The following is a 16215-nucleotide window of genomic DNA, read 5'->3' on the forward strand; positions in this document are numbered from 1 at the left end:
TTGAGGGTTACTCGGTCGAGGCTGGAGAAGACACCAAGGTCGCCATCGGCCGCTTTCCGATGTTGATGCTCTCCCATGGCAATACCGGCACGCCGCTGGCCTTGCATGATCTGGCGACGTCGTTGGCGCGCAAGGGGTTTGTCGTGGTGGCGGTGATTCATCCCGGCGACAACTGGCGCGACCACAGCCGACTTGGCACGTTGAGCAATCTCTACGGCCGGCCAATCCAGATTTCCCAAGCGATCACCGCCACCCTCGCCGACAACATGCTGGCCCCGTTCGTCAATGCTGACCAGGTCGGTGTGATCGGTTATTCGGCCGGTGGCGAGACCGCGCTGATTCTTTCCGGGGCGCAACCGGATCTGGATCGTCTGCGCCGCTATTGCCAGGAACGCCCGGACGATCACGACGCCTGCAACACCCAGGGCGAGCTGATTGTCGATCGCGACGATTTGCAGCCAGTGGCCGATCCACGGGTTCACGCGTTATTGCTGATGGCGCCGCTGAGCCTGAAGTTCGGCCGCCACACCCTTGCCGATGTGCACGTACCGGTGCTGCTCTACAGCGGCGACGGCGACAAACTGGTGGCCTTCGATAAAAACGCTGCGGCCCTGGCGCGCAAACTGCCCACCGCGCCGGACTTCAAATTGCTGGCCGGGGCAGGGCACTTCGTGTTCATGGCGCCGTGCACTGAAGAGCAGATCCGCGCCATGCCGGCATTGTGCACCGATGCCGACGGGGTGGATCGCGAGGATATTCATCGCAACCTGATCTCCGAGGCTGGACGGTTTTTTGCCCAGGCACTGGGTAAATCGAGCAGGGCGGGGATGCAGACGGCGGATCAATAACTCAAACACCGCATTCCCCTGTGGGAGCGAGCCTGCTCGCGAAAGCGGTGAGTCAGCCAGCGCATCTTTCTCTGGCACGACGCCTTCGCGAGCAGGCTCGCTCCCACGGAGATTGAATTGTCTGTTTTCAGGGAAGTGCACGACGCTTGAGCAACAAGGTCAGGCCCAACCCGGTCACCGACAACAACGCCGCGCTGAAGAAAATCCACGAATAGCCCAGATTCAACGCCACCGCGCCCATCAACGGTCCCGCGATCGCCAGCGCCAGATCGAAGAACACTGCATAAGCCCCCAACCCTGAACCACGGCTGGAACTCGGCACCTGTTTGATCGCTTCAACGCCCAGCGCCGGGTACACCAGAGACAGCCCAAACCCCGCCAGCCCTGCGCCAATCAACGCATACGCAGTGGAGGGCGCCAGCCACAACAGCACCAGCCCGACAGTTTCAACCGACATGCAAACGATGGCTGAGGCAAACCCGCCAAACCGGGCGATGGCCGAGATGAACAACAGCCGCGACAGGATGAAACACACGCCAAACACGGTCAGGCAGTAAGCTGCGCCGGTCCAGCCTCGGTTGAGGTAATAAAGGGTGATGAAAGTCGTCAGTGTGCCGTAGCCGATAGAGGCCAGCGTCAGGCTGGTGCCGTACGGCGCAATCTTGCCGAACACCGCCCAGAACGACAGGCGCTCGCCACGAATCACCGGCACCGAAGGTTTGTTGCGGATCAACCACAGCGCACCTGCCGCCAACGCCGACAGCGCGATGCCAAGGCTGACAAAGCCATATTCAGCGACCATCACCACGCCCAACGGCGCACCAATGGCGATCGCGCCGTAAGAGGCGATGCCGTTCCAGCCGATGGATTTTGCCGTGTGCTCGACACCGACCTGGCCCATGCACCAACTGATGGTGCCGACACCGATCAAGCCTTGGGCAATGCCAAGCAGCAGGCGCCCGGCAATCAGGATCAACAGGCTGGTCAGCGGAAAACTTTGCAGCAAGGTCGACAGCAACGTCAGCGCGCCGCTGAGAACAATCCCCCACAAGCCATAAATGATCGCCCGCTTGGTGCCGAGGGTGTCCGACATGCGCCCGGCCATTGGCCGACTGAGCAGGGTGGCGAGGTATTGCGAGCCGATCACCAGGCCGGCAATGATCGCGCTGAAACCCAGTTGCTCATGGACGTAACCTGGCAATACCGCAATCGGTAACCCGATGCAGAGAAAGGCAATGAAAGTGTAGAAAACGATGGAGACGATCTGCAGGGTGATCGCCAGGGAGCTTTGCGGTGGCAGTGGCTGCGCAGACATGAGCACTCGTTCGCGGGCGGCGGTGGGAGAGTTGCCGACATCATGGCGCGGGGCTGGGATAAAAGAAAGCAGGCTAACTACTTTCCCTTGGGATTGATGGGGCTGCTGACGGCCCCTTCGCGAGCAGGCTCGCTCCCACATTTGAAATGCATTCCCCTGTGGGAGCGAGCCTGCTCGCGAATATCTGCGCACCAGCAATGTCCAAACGCCGAATGCAAAAAGCCCCGTCACAGAGGACAGGGCTTTTAACTTGCAGCTTGCCGCTTGAAACTAAAAGCTGCTCTTAGAAAACGACGCCTTGGCTACGCAGGTAGTCGTCATAAGTGCCGCTGAAGTCGGTCACGCCGTTCGGGCTCAGCTCGATGATGCGCGTGGCCAGGGACGATACGAACTCACGGTCGTGGCTGACGAAGATCAGCGTGCCCGGGTAGTTTTCCAGCGCCAGGTTCAGTGCTTCGATCGATTCCATGTCCAAGTGGTTGGTCGGTTCGTCCATGATCAGCACGTTGGGCTTTTGCAGGATCAGCTTGCCGAACAGCATGCGACCTTGCTCACCACCGGAGATGACCTTGACCGACTTGAGGATCTCGTCGTTGGAGAACAGCATCCGGCCCAAGGTGCCACGAATCATCTGTTCGCCCTGGGTCCACTGACCCATCCAGTCGAACAGGGTGACGTCGTCTTCGAAGTCGTGAGCGTGGTCCTGAGCGTAGTAGCCCAGTTCAGCGGCGTCAGTCCATTTCACGCTACCGGCATCCGGGGTCAGTTCGTTGACCAGGGTGCGCAGCAGGGTGGTCTTGCCGATACCGTTCGGGCCGATGATCGCAACGCGCTCGCCGGCTTCAACCTGGAAGCTGAAGTCCTTGAACAATGGCTTGCCATCGAAACCCTTGGCCATTTTCTCGACCATGACCGCCTGACGGTGCAGCTTCTTGTTCTGCTCGAAACGAATGAACGGGCTGACGCGGCTGGAAGGCTTGACCTCGGCCAGCTGGATCTTGTCGATCGCCTTGGCACGGGAGGTGGCCTGCTTGGCTTTCGAGGCGTTGGCCGAGAAGCGGCTGACGAACGATTGCAGCTCGGAGATCTGCGCTTTCTTCTTGGCGTTGTCCGACAGCAGTTGCTCGCGGGACTGGGTCGCCACGGTCATGTACTCGTCGTAGTTGCCCGGGAACAGGCGCAGCTCGCCGTAATCCAGGTCAGCCATGTGCGTGCACACGCTGTTCAGGAAGTGACGGTCGTGGGAGATGATGATCATCAGGCTGTTGCGCTGGGTGAGGATGTTTTCCAGCCAGCGAATGGTGTTGATGTCCAGGTGGTTGGTCGGTTCGTCGAGCAACAGCACTTCCGGATCGGAGAACAGTGCCTGCGCCAGCAACACGCGCAGTTTCCAGCCTGGCGAAACTTCGCTCATCGGGCCGAAATGCTGTTCCAGCGGGATACCCAGACCCAGCAACAATTCGCCGGCGCGGGATTCGGCGGTGTAGCCGTCCATCTCAGCGAACTCGGTTTCCAGCTCGGCGACGGCCATGCCGTCTTCTTCGGACATTTCAGCCAGCGAGTAGATGCGATCACGCTCGGCCTTGACCTTCCACAGCTCTTCGTGACCCATGATCACGGTGTCAATCACGGTGAATTCTTCGTAGGCGAACTGATCCTGGCGCAGCTTACCCAGACGCACGTTCGGCTCGAGCATGACCTGACCGCCGGACGGATCGAGATCGCCGCCGAGGATTTTCATGAAGGTCGACTTGCCGCAACCGTTGGCACCGATCAGGCCGTAGCGATTGCCTGCGCCGAATTTGACCGAAACGTTTTCGAACAGCGGCTTGGCGCCAAACTGCATCGTGATGTTAGCTGTGGAGATCAATTACCTTACCTATCAATGGGTTAGAGCTGGTCTGTGGTGCCTGGTACAAACTTGAGTACCAATCTGGAGCTTTTCCAGCTCCCCCAGTCTGTGCTTGAGTTGAGCCAACGCGCATAAGCCGTCCGCAACTGGGGCCGTTGAAGGCAAGCTGCTGAGCGACGAGTACGGGGTTCTTGTTGGACATTGGCGCGCATTGTCGCATAACTCAGACGGCAGTTATATGGCAGGCAAACGGGCGTACGCATCGGCTCGTCCGAGAAGTCCCCGATATCCGCTGATCAAAATCTCGAAAACCCGAATGAACTCACTCGGCCATTTTCACTTCGGAAAGTGGAGCAGCAGCCATTTTGTTCAAACGAGTGAGGACCAAGCCATGCGAGCAATGACCTATCACGGCGCCCATGACGTGCGCGTCGAAACCGTACCGGACCCGAAACTTGAAGCCGCCGACGACATCATCCTGCGCGTCACCGCCACCGCCATCTGCGGATCGGACCTGCACCTGTACCGAGGCAAAATACCCACCGTCGAGCACGGCGATATCTTTGGCCATGAGTTCATGGGCATCGTCGAAGAAACCGGCCCAGCCGTCACCGCCGTGCAGCGCGGCGACCGTGTGGTGATTCCGTTCGTGATCGCCTGTGGCGATTGCTTCTTCTGCCAGCAAGAGCTTTACGCCGCCTGCGAGACCACCAATGAAGGTCCCGGCGCGGCGCTGAACAAGAAAATGATTCCGCCGCCAGCAGCGCTGTTCGGCTACAGCCGTATGTATGGCGGAATTCCCGGTGGCCAGGCGGAACTGGTGCGGGTACCGAAAGCCAATACCGGGCCGTTCAAGGTGCCGGGCACGCTGTCGGACGAGAAAGTACTGTTTCTCTCTGACATCCTGCCGACTGCCTGGCAAGCCGTGATCAACGCCGGCGTCCAACAGGGTTCGAGTCTGGCCATCTATGGCGCCGGGCCGGTCGGTTTGCTCACCGCAGCCTGCGCGAGAATGCTCGGTGCTGAGCTGATCTTCATGGTTGATCACCATCAGTACCGCCTCGATTATGCCCAGCGCACCTACGGCGTGATTCCGATCAACTTCGATGAAGACGATGACCCGGCCGACACCATTACCAGCCAGACTCCCGGCCATCGCGGCGTCGATGCCGTGGTCGATGCCGTCGGCCTTGAAGCCAAGGGCAGCACCACCGAAACGGTCATGGCTACACTCAAGCTTGAAGGCAGCAGCGGCAAGGCTTTGCGCCAGTGCATCGCCGCCGTCCGCCGTGGCGGTGTGGTCAGCGTTCCGGGGGTGTATGCAGGATTTATCCATGGCTTCATGTTCGGCGACGCTTTTGACAAGGGCCTGACCTTCAAAATGGGCCAGACTCACGTACAGCGTTTTCTCCCGGAGCTGCTTGGCTACATCGAAACCGGCAAGTTGCAGCCCGAGGCGATCATCACCCACAGGCTGTCTCTGGAGCAGGCGGCCGAGGGTTACAAGATCTTCAATAAGAAGCAGGAAGAATGCCGCAAGGTGATTCTGACCCCGGGTGGCAGCGATGTTCCGCTGGCGCAGCTGGATGAAACCACGCCGTTCGTACCGGCCACCTGAAACCGAGGACTTTTCATGGCGCTACCGTCATCTTCGTTCGCAGCTCCCGTGCGAGCATGGTTTGTGAACCTGTCGCGCACGGGCTGGGGAGGGCGCATTTTCTGGCTGACCCTGGTCGGTGTAACCGTGTTGTTGCTGATCAGTGGCTACACCGGTTTGGTCAGTACCGGCCGCGACACGCTACGCCTCGCCACTCTAGGCGGTCTGTCGGGTTTTGCCGCCACGGCAATCGGTGCGTTGCTGGCCCTGGCGTTGCGGGCGATTACTTCGCGAACTCAAGACACCATGCTCGGGTTTGCGGCAGGGATGATGTTGGCTGCCAGTTCCTTTTCACTGATCCTGCCGGGGATTGCGGCGGCGAAGGAAGCGGTGAGCAGCCCCATGCTCGCCGCTGCCGTCGTTGTGGCCGGCATGGCTTTAGGCGTGGCGTTGATGGTCGGTCTCGACCGCTTCGTCCCCCACGAACATGAAAAAAGCGGCCGGCGCGGGCCTGAAGCCAAGCGCTTCAATCGGGTCTGGCTGTTCGTGCTGGCGATCACTCTGCACAACCTTCCGGAAGGCATGGCGATCGGCGTCAGCTTCGCCACCGGCGACATGAAAATCGGCTTGCCGCTGACCACTGCGATCGCCATTCAGGACATTCCAGAAGGACTAGCGGTCGCGTTGGCATTGCGCGTGACCGGCATTTCCGCAGGGCGTGCAGCGTTGATTGCCGCCGCTTCAGGATTGATGGAACCGTTGGGCGCGATTGTCGGATTGGGCATCACCAACAGTTTTGCGTTGGGTTTTCCGGTGGCGATGGGCCTGGCGGCGGGCGCGATGATCTTTGTGGTGTCGCATGAAGTGATCCCGGAAACTCACCGCAACGGCCACGAGACGCCTGCCACGCTCGGGCTGATGCTTGGGTTCGGCGTGATGATGTTTCTCGATACCGCTTTGGGTTAAAAAAACGACGTGCACCACTGAGCCTATCGTCTCGCACAAAAAAGGAATTTTTTCAGCGCCAATCACTCTTTCGTTTATAGGCAATGCCAATAACGCAGGGGAATGAGTCATGTCGCTGATCGAAATCCCGACCAGGAAGTCTTCGGGTAAAACATCCACGCCGGCGGATACCGAGCGCCGGCTTTATGACCGATTGCTGGCGGAAGACTCCACGGTTGATCGTGCGGCACTGGACTTCCTGCGCCGGCAGCTGAGCAAGGCGGCTGCGCTGTCTGACGATTTGCCGGCCAGCGCCGAAGAGCTGCTGCAATGGTCGGAAACCCGCTGCGCCAGCGTGGCGGCCGAGTACGCCGATTACCTCGAACAACGTCAGCAGGGCGCGCCGCGCCGCTATTTCCGCAACAAATCCCACGCGTTGTATTTCATCTTGCATGTGGCACCGACCAAAGAGGTCGATGGCGCTTGGCTGGCTGGGCTGTTGCCGCAGTGGCAGGACCCGCGTTTCGACGATTTGCTCGATACCTATCTTGAAGAGCTGGGCGAGGGCGTGCCACGGCAGAATCATGTGGTGATCTATCGCAAGCTGCTCGCCGAGCATGAATGCTCTGATCTGAGCGGTCTTGCCGACGAGTATTTTCTGCAAGGCGCGGTGCAGCTGGCACTGGGACGTTTCGGCGGGCAGTTTCTGCCAGAAGTCATCGGCTTCAACCTCGGCTACGAGCAACTGCCGCTGCACTTGTTGATCAGTGCTTATGAGCTAGCGGAGCTGGGCATCGATCCGCACTATTTCCGCCTGCACGTGACCATCGACAACGCCAGCACCGGCCATGCGCGCAAGGCAGTGCAATCAATGCTCGAGCTGTTGCCACTTGGCGATGAACGCGATGAGTTCTACCGGCGCATGGCTGTCGGTTATCGCCTCAATGATGTCGGCAAAGGCACAACCGCCGTCATCACAGAGTTTGATCTGGACCACGAAGTCATCGCCATGCTTGAGCGTAAAGCTGTCTTTGGCCGGCACATGCATTCCGACTACTGCCGTATCGAAAACCGCACCATCAATCAGTGGCTGGCCACGCCGGGACAGATGGGCGAGTTTCTTTCGGCGCTGGAGCGCAAAAGCTGGATCAAACGCGGTGAGGCGGTGGAAGAAAGTCGTTTCTGGCGTTTGATCGACGGCAGCGATGCGGCGATGTTCGGGGTGTTCAATGGCTATGAGAAACAGCTGTTGCGCGACTGGATCACTCAGGATTGCCCGGCCTCCCGGCCTCGGCCTTACGTACGCCGCGAAGCTGCCGTCGAAGAAACCTTTGACGATGACGCCGATCTGCTCAACCTGGAAGCGGCACTGGCCGACAAGCCTGCCGCCGAACAGATGTCATTGTTGATGCCATGGCTGCAACCCCAGCGGCACTGGCGTCCGGCCGGACTTTTCGCGACGCGTCGCTTCATGCAACTGCGCGCCCGCTTGCGTTGAAACAAGGAGGCTTCATGTCGGCACAAGAAACATCGGACAGAGCGCTGTTCGAGTTGGGCAAGCGCCTGCTCGACAGCGGTTATCACTTCATTACTCCAACGCCGTTGACCCACGAGCGCTTCTTGCAGCGCTTTGCCACGCCGTTGGCGAAAGATCTGCGTGATGTGTTTGGCTGGTCGATGCCGTTTCCTTCAGAGCTGTTTCGCGCAGAAGAACTGGCCACGCTGGAGCAGGCCGGCGTAGTCGAACGCGATGGCGCGGTGTGGCGCAGTCGTGTGCGCTGGTCGACGCTGAATGACCGGTTATTCGCCCACTCGGCGTTTCCGACCACCGCGAGCGATGCGGTGTTCTTTGGCCCGGACACTTATCGTTTTGCTCAGGCCATAGAAGCGCAGTTGCAGCAGCGCTTTTCGCCGATCAGGCGCGCAGTAGACATCGGCTGCGGCAGCGGCGCCGGGGCGGTGCTCATCGCCAAAGCAAGGCCGGATGCCCAAGTGCTGGCGGTGGATATCAATCCGCAGGCGTTGCGCATGAGTGCCGTCAACGCTGAGCTGGCAGGGGCCAACAACGTGTCGGTGTACCACAGCGATCTGCTCGCCAGTGTCGAAGGTCAGTTCGACTTGATCATCGCCAACCCGCCGTATATGAACGACCAGCAACAGCGCGCCTATCGCCACGGCGGCGGGGCGCTGGGCGAAGGCTTGTCGGTGCGTATCGTGCGTGAAGCGTTGCCACGTCTGGAAGTCGGCGGCACGTTACTTGTGTATACCGGCGTAGCGATTGTTGCCGGGCAGGACCCGTTCCGCGAGGCCGTGGCGCCTCTGCTCAAGGGCGAACGTTTTGGCTGGACTTATCGTGAACTCGATCCGGACGTGTTCAGCGAGGAACTGCTCAAGCCTGAATACGAGCGCGCTGAGCGGATTGCCGTGGTCGCGTTGTCGGTAACCCGCGAGCAGTGACCGATGGTTGGGCCACTGCTTGCGCGGTGGCCTTCAGCGATTTCTGATGCGCGAGATCGTCAGCAGGCAAACCCCTACCAGCATCGCGGCCCCGGCTACCAACAGCGGCGAAGGGCGAATCGGCTGCCGCGAGATACGCTCGATGCGCCCGGTGAGGGAGGCGCGCACCGGCGCAAGAGGTTCCGCCAGATAAGGCGCTTCTTCGATCTCCAGGCGTAAGCCGTCCGGCATCACCAGCGTCAGCCCTTCGATCGTGCCGGCAATTCTGCCCGGATAAACCGGCTCACCGGTCGGGTCGAGCTGGTCGTAGAAAAACATTTGCCCTTCAAGCCAGCCGACGGCGGTCTGCAATTCAGGCCCCAGGTAATACTTTCCATCGAGAAAAAAGCCAGAGAATTGCGGCGCGCGCTCGACGCTTTCAATGCGATAGCGCTGACCTGGTTTCATACCGGTTTGTGGGGCGATCATGGGGGTTCCTCCGTTATTGGTAAGCGATAGAGGAGCGCGTGCCAAGCGTGGTTCCATCGAAATGAGCAACGGGCGTTGCGCCTGTTTGTATGACGCGCAGGCATTACACAAAAGCAGGCAAGACAGTTTTTCACAGTTGAGGGTTCACTATCGGTTACGAACTGTGGCTAAAATGCCACCCTTTCACCGAGCGCCCGGAAACGGCGCGGGCCATGGACGCGCCCTGTGCATCAAGACCGCTGCATAAGACGCTGGGCCTCAGGTCGCCACGCGCGCAGTTTGTTCACTTTTGACGTGTGACCCTTTTCCGTGAAACTCATCATTGCCGCTGTTTATGTCATCTCCATTGCTTACGTTCACTTGCGTGGACGCGTGCGCCACAAGCTGGGGCGGCAACTGAGTGACCACTCGACGTTCCTCGCGCCGATCAACTGCTTCCTCTATCTGTTTTCGAAAATTCCCAACAAGCCGTATCTGAACCCGGCGGACTTTCCCGATCTGAGCCCGTTGCAGGCGCACTGGCAAGAGATTCGCGAGGAGGGCCAGAATCTGTTGCGTGCCGGCGAGATCAAGCGCTCGAATCAGTATGACGATGTCGGCTTCAACTCTTTCTTCAAGACTGGCTGGAAGCGCTTCTACCTCAAGTGGTACGGCGACAGCCATCCATCGGCGATGAAGCTGTGCCCGCGCACCACTGAATTGGTGCAGAGCATCGGCTCAATCAAGGCGGCGATGTTTGCCGAGCTGCCACCGGGCTCGAAGCTGGTGCGCCACCGCGATCCGTACGCCGGTTCCTATCGTTATCACCTGGGTCTGGATACGCCGAATGATCCCGGCTGCTACATCAACGTCGACGGTGAGAACTATCACTGGCGCGATGGCGAAGCGGTGATGTTCGACGAGACGTTTATTCATTACGCCGAAAACACCACGGATCAGAACCGGATCATTCTGTTCTGTGATATTGAGCGGCCGTTGAAGTACCACTGGGCGGCGGCGTTCAACCGCTGGTTCAGCCGCACCGTGATGTCAGCGGCAGGCGCGCCGAATGATGCGGGGGACAAGACCGGTGGTATCAACCGCTTGTTTACCAAGATCTACAAGATCCGTTTGCGCGGCAAAGAGCTCAAGAAGCGCAACCGTACGCGTTACTACTTGGAAAAATGGGCGATTTTTGCGGCGTTGTTGGCGATCTTTATTCTGATCTGAGACTTGCGGTGTCAGTACCGGCCTCTTCGCGAGCAGGCTCGCTCCCACATTTTGAAATGCGTTTCCCTGTGGGAGCGAGCCTGCTCGCGAAGGCGGCCTCACTTCAAACATACCTCTAGCTGGCCCAACGCTTACTCCCCGGACGCCTTCCGAGTCTTCTTCGCCGGCGCCGCCTTACTGGTTGATTTGGCCTTGGGCTTGGCCGGTGCCTTGCCGCCGAGGCTGCGTTTGAGCAGCTCGGTCAAGTCGATAACATCGGCAGTCTTGCGTTCTTCCTCGCCAGTGGTGGTCTCGACGTCCTCGATCTTGCCTTCGTGGGCTTTTTTCTCGACCAGCGCCATGATCTTGTCTTCGAACTCGTCCTTGTAGTCCTCAGGCGACCACTCCGAGGTCATGTCTTCAACCAGACGTTTAGCCATGTCCAGCTCACCCTTGGCCAATTGCGGCTTGGTCACTTCACTGCCCAGCGCCAATTCATCAAGACTGCGCACTTCCTGCGGCCAGCGCAGTTTCACCAGAACCAGCGCCGACTCCAGCGGCATCAACGCGGCCAGGTATTGACGGGTATGCAGGACAACGCGGGCGAGGGCGACCTTGTTGGTTTTGCTCAGGGTTTCGCGCAGCAACGCGTAGACCTTGCCGCCGCGCTTGTCTGGCGCCAGGTAATAGGGCGTGTCGATGTTCTGCAGCGGAATCTGCTCGGCGTCGACGAAAGAGAAAATGTCGATGGTCTGTGTCGAGACGGGGTGCGCCGAGCGGATTTCTTCCTCGCTGAGCACCACGTAGCGACCCTTTTCGTAGGCCACGCCTTTAACGATGTTCTCTTTGGTGACTTCCTTGCCGGTGACCTTGTTGATGCGTTTGTAGCCCACCGGGTCCATGCTGCGGCTGTCGAGCCAATCGAAGTCCACGCCTTGGGACGACGTCGCTGAAACCAGCGCCACGGGGATGTGTACCAGTCCAAAACTGATTGCGCCTTTCCAGATTGCCCGAGCCATGACTTGTCCTCCGAGTGATGATCAGGTGACCCGTGGCGCGGCGAGAAAGTTTCCAGTGATTGCGCGGCTTCCAGCGGTACGGTCAAGCCGTGTTACATGTTGTTTAAGGCACGAGGGTTAACAAATCCGAACCCACGGCGTAGCTTGGGCTCCAAGGCTCTAGTCCACGCACATCGAGAGGTATTCCCATGAACCGGTTTCTGATTGGCATCGCCGTCCTCGCCTTAAGTGGTGGCCTGGTTCATGCCGATGTCGTGCTCGCACAAAGCCCCACCGGGAACAGCAACAATCCCTACAACAGCCCGATCCGCCGGGCCAATCCCAACAGCATGCAGGGCACCCAGCCCAGCGCTCCGCCGCTTCGCGGGCCGAACACCGTTCCCGTGCCACGTCAGCCGACCGTTGAAAATCGCGGCATCGGCAATGGTCAACCGATTCGTTCGGTGCCGAGCAATCCGCCAACCTTCATTCCCAACCCGCCCTCACGGGGCACCGGCAGCAACCGTTGAACGGCAGGACTGATGTTCTGTCAGCCTTTCACACGAACAAAAGGAATCGTGCATGTTGCGTAAAACCCTACTAGCCACCTGCTGCGCCGCCGCGCTGATCAGTGCCCCGGCGTTCGCCGCCGCGCCCAAAGAGCTGAAAAGCGAGCAGGGCATTCTTGAAGTCACCACCATTGCCCAAGGCCTGGAACATCCCTGGGCACTGGCGTTTCTGCCTGATCAGAAGGGCATGCTGGTGACCGAACGCCCGGGTCATCTGCGCGTAGTGAGCAAGGACGGCAAACTGTCGGAGCCGATCAGTGGCGTGCCGCAAGTCTGGGCCAAAGGGCAGGGCGGCTTGCTCGATGTGGCGCTGTCGCCGGAGTTCAAGCAGGACCGCATGGTCTACCTGTCGTACGCAGAAGGCGGTGGTGAGGGCGGCAAGGCTGGTACGGCGGTAGGGCGCGGACGGCTTTCCGATGACCTGAAGACGCTGAAGGACTTCAATGTGATCTTCCGTCAGGAACCGAAACTGTCAGTGAGCAACCATTTCGGTTCACGGCTGGTATTCGATCGCGACGGGTATCTGTTCATCACCCTGGGCGAAAACAACGATCGGCCGACTGCGCAGGACCTCGACAAGTTGCAAGGCAAAGTCGTACGCATCTTCCCGGATGGCAAGGTGCCGGACGATAACCCTTTTGTTGGCCAATCCGGTGTCCGGCCTGAAATCTGGTCCTATGGCCTGCGCAACCCGCAAGGCGCGGCGCTCAATCCGTGGACCGGCACGCTGTGGGAGAACGAGCACGGGCCACGTGGCGGCGATGAAGTGAACATCATCGAACGTGGCAAGAATTATGGCTGGCCGTTGGCGACCCATGGCATCAACTACTCGATGCAGCCGATTCCTGAGGCGAAGGGCAAAACTGCTGAAGGCACCGTGGCGCCGCATCATGTCTGGGAAAAATCCCCCGGGGTTACCGGCATGGCCTTCTATGACGCGGATCGCTTCACGCCGTGGCAGCACAACGCGTTTATCGGCGCACTGGTGACCCAGGAGCTGATTCGCCTGCAGTTCGATGGCGACAAGGTGGTCCATGAGGAGCGTTTGCTGGGTGAGTTGAATCAGCGTATCCGTGACGTGCGTCAAGGGCCGGATGGCTATCTGTATGTGCTGACGGATGAAGAGAATGGCTCGCTTTACAGGCTGGGGCTGAAATAATTGCGTGCGGTGAATGATCCGACGCCTTCGCGAGCAGGCTCGCTCCCACATTGAAATGCAGTCTCCCTGTGGGAGCGAGCCTGCTCGCGAAGAGGCCCGCGCATCTTGCGCAGACTTCGGGCAGTCCCGCATTTGGCCGAACCGCCGCCCCGTTGCCTTGTTATAGTTCGGGGCTTATTTCCCAGCCCGGTAAAGGATCACTGCCATGACTCAATACTCCGCCTTCAGCGTCGAACTGGCCGACAACATCGCCCATGTGCAGATCAATCGCCCGGAAAAGATCAACGCAATGAATGCGGCGTTCTGGAGCGAGATTGTCGAAATCTTCCAGTGGATCGACGATACCGACGAAGTCCGCGTGGTGGTCCTCAGTGGTAACGGCAAGCATTTTTCATCGGGCATCGACCTGATGATGCTCGCCGGTGTCGCCAACGAGCTGGGCAAGGACGTGGGCCGCAATGCGCGCCTGCTGCGGCGCAAGATCCTCAATCTGCAAGCCTCGTTCAACGCCGTCGACAACTGCCGCAAACCGGTGCTTGCTGCCATTCAGGGCTATTGCCTGGGCGGGGCGATCGATCTGATCTCGGCTTGTGACATGCGTTATGCCGCCGAGGACGCGCAATTTTCCATCAAGGAAATTGACATCGGCATGGCCGCTGACGTCGGTACGCTGCAACGGTTGCCGCGAATCATCGGAGACGGCATGCTGCGTGAACTGGCTTACACCGGGCGCAATTTTGGCGCAGAGGAAGCGCGCAGCATGGGCCTGGTCAATCGCGTCTACGGCGATAAGGACACGCTGCTCGAAGGCGTGTTCGGCATTGCCCGTGACATCGCTGCGAAGTCGCCGATCGCCGTGACCGGTACCAAGGAAATGATCAGCTACATGCGCGACCATCGCATCGACGATGGTCTTGAATACGTTGCCACCTGGAACGCCGCCATGTTGCAATCCACCGATCTGCGCGTGGCCATGGCCGCCCACATGAGCAAACAGAAACCCGAATTTCTGGATTGAGTTAACCATGATCTCTCGCTGGACCACTGCAGTACTCGACACCGATCAACCCGGCGGCTGGGCCGTAGCGCGCAGCCCCGAAGGCTTCCTGTTCGATGACAACGGCGCACTGTTCCCGCGCGAGTGGCTCAAGCGCCAGGACCTTTCAGTCCTCGCTGAGCACGGGATTGGTCATCTCGACGGCGAACCGGTCTATCTGCTTGAGTTGCACAGCGCCAGCGATGTGCCCGGTTGCGGCTGGAAGGGGCTGCGAGCGTTCATGCTCGAAGGCGAACACACGCTGTACAAAGTGCTCGGTTATGCCGCTCAGATTGGCACTTGGGCACGAGAGCATCGCTTCTGCGGCAACTGCGGCCAGCCGATGACGCAAGTCCCGCGCGAACGAGCGATGTATTGCCAGCCGTGCGATCTGCGCAGTTATCCGCGCATTTCACCAAGCATGATCGTGCTGATCACCCGTGGCGACGAAATCCTTCTGGCGCGCTCGCCGCGTTTCGTCACCGGGGTTTACAGCACGCTGGCCGGTTTCGCCGAGCCGGGGGAATCGGCCGAGGATTGCCTGATTCGCGAAGTGCGTGAAGAAGTGCAGATCGAAGTGAAGAACATCCAGTACATCGGCAGCCAGTGCTGGCCGTTCCCGCACTCGATGATGCTCGGCTTCCATGCCGAATATGCCGGTGGCGAAATTGTCTGTCAGGAAGACGAGATCGAGGACGCCCAGTGGTTCAACGTGCATGACTTGCCGCCGTTGCCGGCGTCGCGTTCAATTGCCCGTTACCTGATCGACGTCTACGTCGCGCGGCGCTTAGGCCACGCTGAACCAGTGCTGCCAGGCTAGGCGCACAGTCAGGCCAAGCACTACGGTGATGAACACTGGACGAATGAATTTGGCGCCGCCGCTGATTGCGGTGCGCGCGCCAAAGAAAGCCCCGACCATCACCGACAGGCCCATGCACAGGCCAATGATCCAGTCGACCTGTCCGGAGAGGATGAACACCGACAGCGCCGCGATGTTGCTGACAAAGTTCATGCTCCGCGCCACGCCGCTGGCCTTGACCAGGTCGATCGGGTACAGCAGCAGACTGCTCACGGTCCAGAATGCGCCCGTGCCGGGGCCGGCCACGCCATCGTAGAAGCCGAGGCTGAAGCCTTGGGTCGATTGCCATTTCTTTTTGATCGGCGCGTCGCTGTCCAGCGGCGCTTTCGGCGTGCCGCCAAACAGCAAATACAGGCCACAGGCGAAAACGATCACCGGCAGCATCTTGTTCAGCCACTCGGCCGGCAGGTAATGCGCAACCACCGCGCCAGTGAGCGCGCCGACCAGGGTGCCGACAATCGCGTGGGTCCACTGGCGTGGATGAAACAGTTTGCGTTTGTAGAAGGTGAAGCTGGCGGTCGCCGAACCGAAGGTCGAGCTCAGCTTGTTGGTGCCCAGCACCAGATGCGGCGGCAGGCCCGCCGTCAGCAGCGCCGGCGTGGTCAACAGACCGCCACCGCCAGCGATGGCATCGATGAACCCGGCAAGGAAAGCTACAGCAGCCAGAATGGCCAGGGTGGTGAGGTCAACGCTGAGTTCGAAAGGCATGGAGTCGGCTTATTCGGCAAGGCGCAGAACGTGGGCTGCGGGGAGGGCGGTTATGTTACCTGTATCGAACTGTTGCGGCGAGCCAGAGCATGCCGTCGTCAATTACAGTCTGGAATACATTCCTGTGTAGGAGCTGCCGAAGGCTGCGATCTTCTGGGGCGCGGAGCACCCCGGCTGCTGCGCGTGGGAACGATCAAATCAAGATCAAAAGATCGC

General features: G+C 59.7%; 15 protein-coding genes. 10 read left to right on the forward strand and 5 right to left on the reverse strand.

All coding sequences use genetic code 11. The features are described from left to right. On the forward strand, positions 1-848 hold an 848-nt coding region (locus tag AB4O45_RS00005), incomplete at its 5' end, for an alpha/beta hydrolase family protein (protein ID WP_460160883.1). Positions 849-975: 127 nt separating this feature from the next. On the opposite strand, the gene AB4O45_RS00010 is transcribed toward AB4O45_RS00005, so the two are convergent. Next, a complete protein-coding gene (locus tag AB4O45_RS00010) occupies positions 976-2163 on the reverse strand; it encodes an MFS transporter (RefSeq protein ID WP_056785939.1) in 1188 nt (395 codons plus the stop codon). A 283-nt stretch (positions 2164-2446) separates the two neighbouring features. Beyond that, on the reverse strand, positions 2447-4033 hold the full coding sequence (locus AB4O45_RS00015; RefSeq protein WP_016774693.1) for an ABC-F family ATPase: 1587 nt from the start codon (positions 4031-4033) through the stop codon (positions 2447-2449). A gap of 373 nt (positions 4034-4406) precedes the next feature. Between AB4O45_RS00015 and AB4O45_RS00020 the strand changes: the two genes are divergently transcribed. The 4 genes from AB4O45_RS00020 (at position 4407) to AB4O45_RS00035 (ending at position 9014) form a co-directional block, all read left to right on the forward strand. Then, a complete protein-coding gene (locus AB4O45_RS00020; protein ID WP_460160884.1) occupies positions 4407-5633 on the forward strand; it encodes a zinc-dependent alcohol dehydrogenase in 1227 nt (408 codons plus the stop codon). Between the two features lie 15 nt (positions 5634-5648). Next, a complete protein-coding gene (locus AB4O45_RS00025) occupies positions 5649-6578 on the forward strand; it encodes a ZIP family metal transporter (RefSeq protein WP_056785943.1) in 930 nt (309 codons plus the stop codon). A 109-nt stretch (positions 6579-6687) separates the two neighbouring features. After that, a complete protein-coding gene (locus AB4O45_RS00030) occupies positions 6688-8055 on the forward strand; it encodes an iron-containing redox enzyme family protein (protein ID WP_056785944.1) in 1368 nt (455 codons plus the stop codon). A gap of 14 nt (positions 8056-8069) precedes the next feature. Beyond that, positions 8070-9014, forward strand: a complete 945-nt coding sequence (locus AB4O45_RS00035) for a class I SAM-dependent methyltransferase (protein ID WP_353189034.1) — start codon at positions 8070-8072, stop codon at positions 9012-9014. A gap of 33 nt (positions 9015-9047) precedes the next feature. Here the strand turns inward: AB4O45_RS00035 and AB4O45_RS00040 are convergent, their stop codons facing one another. Beyond that, on the reverse strand, positions 9048-9482 hold the full coding sequence (locus AB4O45_RS00040) for a hypothetical protein (protein ID WP_056785950.1): 435 nt from the start codon (positions 9480-9482) through the stop codon (positions 9048-9050). A gap of 309 nt (positions 9483-9791) precedes the next feature. Between AB4O45_RS00040 and lpxO the strand changes: the two genes are divergently transcribed. Beyond that, positions 9792-10691: a lipid A hydroxylase LpxO gene (gene lpxO, locus AB4O45_RS00045; RefSeq protein ID WP_150635344.1), complete on the forward strand. Its 900-nt coding sequence runs from the start codon at positions 9792-9794 to the stop codon at positions 10689-10691. A 131-nt stretch (positions 10692-10822) separates the two neighbouring features. Here the strand turns inward: lpxO and ku are convergent, their stop codons facing one another. Continuing rightward, a complete protein-coding gene (ku, locus tag AB4O45_RS00050) occupies positions 10823-11689 on the reverse strand; it encodes a non-homologous end joining protein Ku (RefSeq protein ID WP_073474486.1) in 867 nt (288 codons plus the stop codon). A gap of 188 nt (positions 11690-11877) precedes the next feature. Between ku and AB4O45_RS00055 the strand changes: the two genes are divergently transcribed. The 4 genes from AB4O45_RS00055 to nudC all read left to right on the forward strand — a co-directional run bounded on the left by AB4O45_RS00055 (position 11878) and on the right by nudC (position 15252). After that, positions 11878-12198, forward strand: a complete 321-nt coding sequence (locus tag AB4O45_RS00055) for a hypothetical protein (RefSeq protein ID WP_042609927.1) — start codon at positions 11878-11880, stop codon at positions 12196-12198. Positions 12199-12250: 52 nt separating this feature from the next. Beyond that, the gene (locus AB4O45_RS00060; protein WP_323621326.1) at positions 12251-13396 is read left to right on the forward strand and encodes a PQQ-dependent sugar dehydrogenase; all 1146 of its coding nucleotides are present in this window, start codon (positions 12251-12253) and stop codon (positions 13394-13396) included. Between the two features lie 205 nt (positions 13397-13601). Further along, the gene (locus AB4O45_RS00065) at positions 13602-14414 is read left to right on the forward strand and encodes a crotonase/enoyl-CoA hydratase family protein (RefSeq protein WP_252883843.1); all 813 of its coding nucleotides are present in this window, start codon (positions 13602-13604) and stop codon (positions 14412-14414) included. Between the two features lie 7 nt (positions 14415-14421). After that, a complete protein-coding gene (gene nudC, locus AB4O45_RS00070; RefSeq protein WP_460160885.1) occupies positions 14422-15252 on the forward strand; it encodes an NAD(+) diphosphatase in 831 nt (276 codons plus the stop codon). On the opposite strand, the gene AB4O45_RS00075 is transcribed toward nudC, so the two are convergent. Beyond that, positions 15220-15999, reverse strand: coding sequence for a TSUP family transporter (locus AB4O45_RS00075; RefSeq protein WP_095180001.1), 780 nt, complete (start codon positions 15997-15999; stop codon positions 15220-15222). The two genes, nudC and AB4O45_RS00075, sit on opposite strands and share 33 nt — an antisense overlap. Between the last annotated feature and the right edge of the window lie 216 nt (positions 16000-16215).

This window comes from Pseudomonas sp. S2_B10, assembly GCF_054668425.1.

Excerpts from the sequence above, each read along its gene's own strand:
- AB4O45_RS00010 (WP_056785939.1), bottom strand. The coding sequence starts at position 2,163 with ATGTCTGCGCAGCCACTGCCACCGCAAAGCTCCCTGGCGATCACCCTG.
- AB4O45_RS00020 (WP_460160884.1), top strand. The coding sequence starts at position 4,407 with ATGCGAGCAATGACCTATCACGGCGCCCATGACGTGCGCGTCGAAACC.
- AB4O45_RS00025 (WP_056785943.1), top strand. The coding sequence starts at position 5,649 with ATGGCGCTACCGTCATCTTCGTTCGCAGCTCCCGTGCGAGCATGGTTT.
- AB4O45_RS00030 (WP_056785944.1), top strand. The coding sequence starts at position 6,688 with ATGTCGCTGATCGAAATCCCGACCAGGAAGTCTTCGGGTAAAACATCC.
- AB4O45_RS00035 (WP_353189034.1), top strand. The coding sequence starts at position 8,070 with ATGTCGGCACAAGAAACATCGGACAGAGCGCTGTTCGAGTTGGGCAAG.
- AB4O45_RS00040 (WP_056785950.1), bottom strand. The coding sequence starts at position 9,482 with ATGATCGCCCCACAAACCGGTATGAAACCAGGTCAGCGCTATCGCATT.
- ku (WP_073474486.1), bottom strand. The coding sequence starts at position 11,689 with ATGGCTCGGGCAATCTGGAAAGGCGCAATCAGTTTTGGACTGGTACAC.
- AB4O45_RS00055 (WP_042609927.1), top strand. The coding sequence starts at position 11,878 with ATGAACCGGTTTCTGATTGGCATCGCCGTCCTCGCCTTAAGTGGTGGC.
- AB4O45_RS00060 (WP_323621326.1), top strand. The coding sequence starts at position 12,251 with ATGTTGCGTAAAACCCTACTAGCCACCTGCTGCGCCGCCGCGCTGATC.
- AB4O45_RS00065 (WP_252883843.1), top strand. The coding sequence starts at position 13,602 with ATGACTCAATACTCCGCCTTCAGCGTCGAACTGGCCGACAACATCGCC.
- nudC (WP_460160885.1), top strand. The coding sequence starts at position 14,422 with ATGATCTCTCGCTGGACCACTGCAGTACTCGACACCGATCAACCCGGC.
- AB4O45_RS00075 (WP_095180001.1), bottom strand. The coding sequence starts at position 15,999 with ATGCCTTTCGAACTCAGCGTTGACCTCACCACCCTGGCCATTCTGGCT.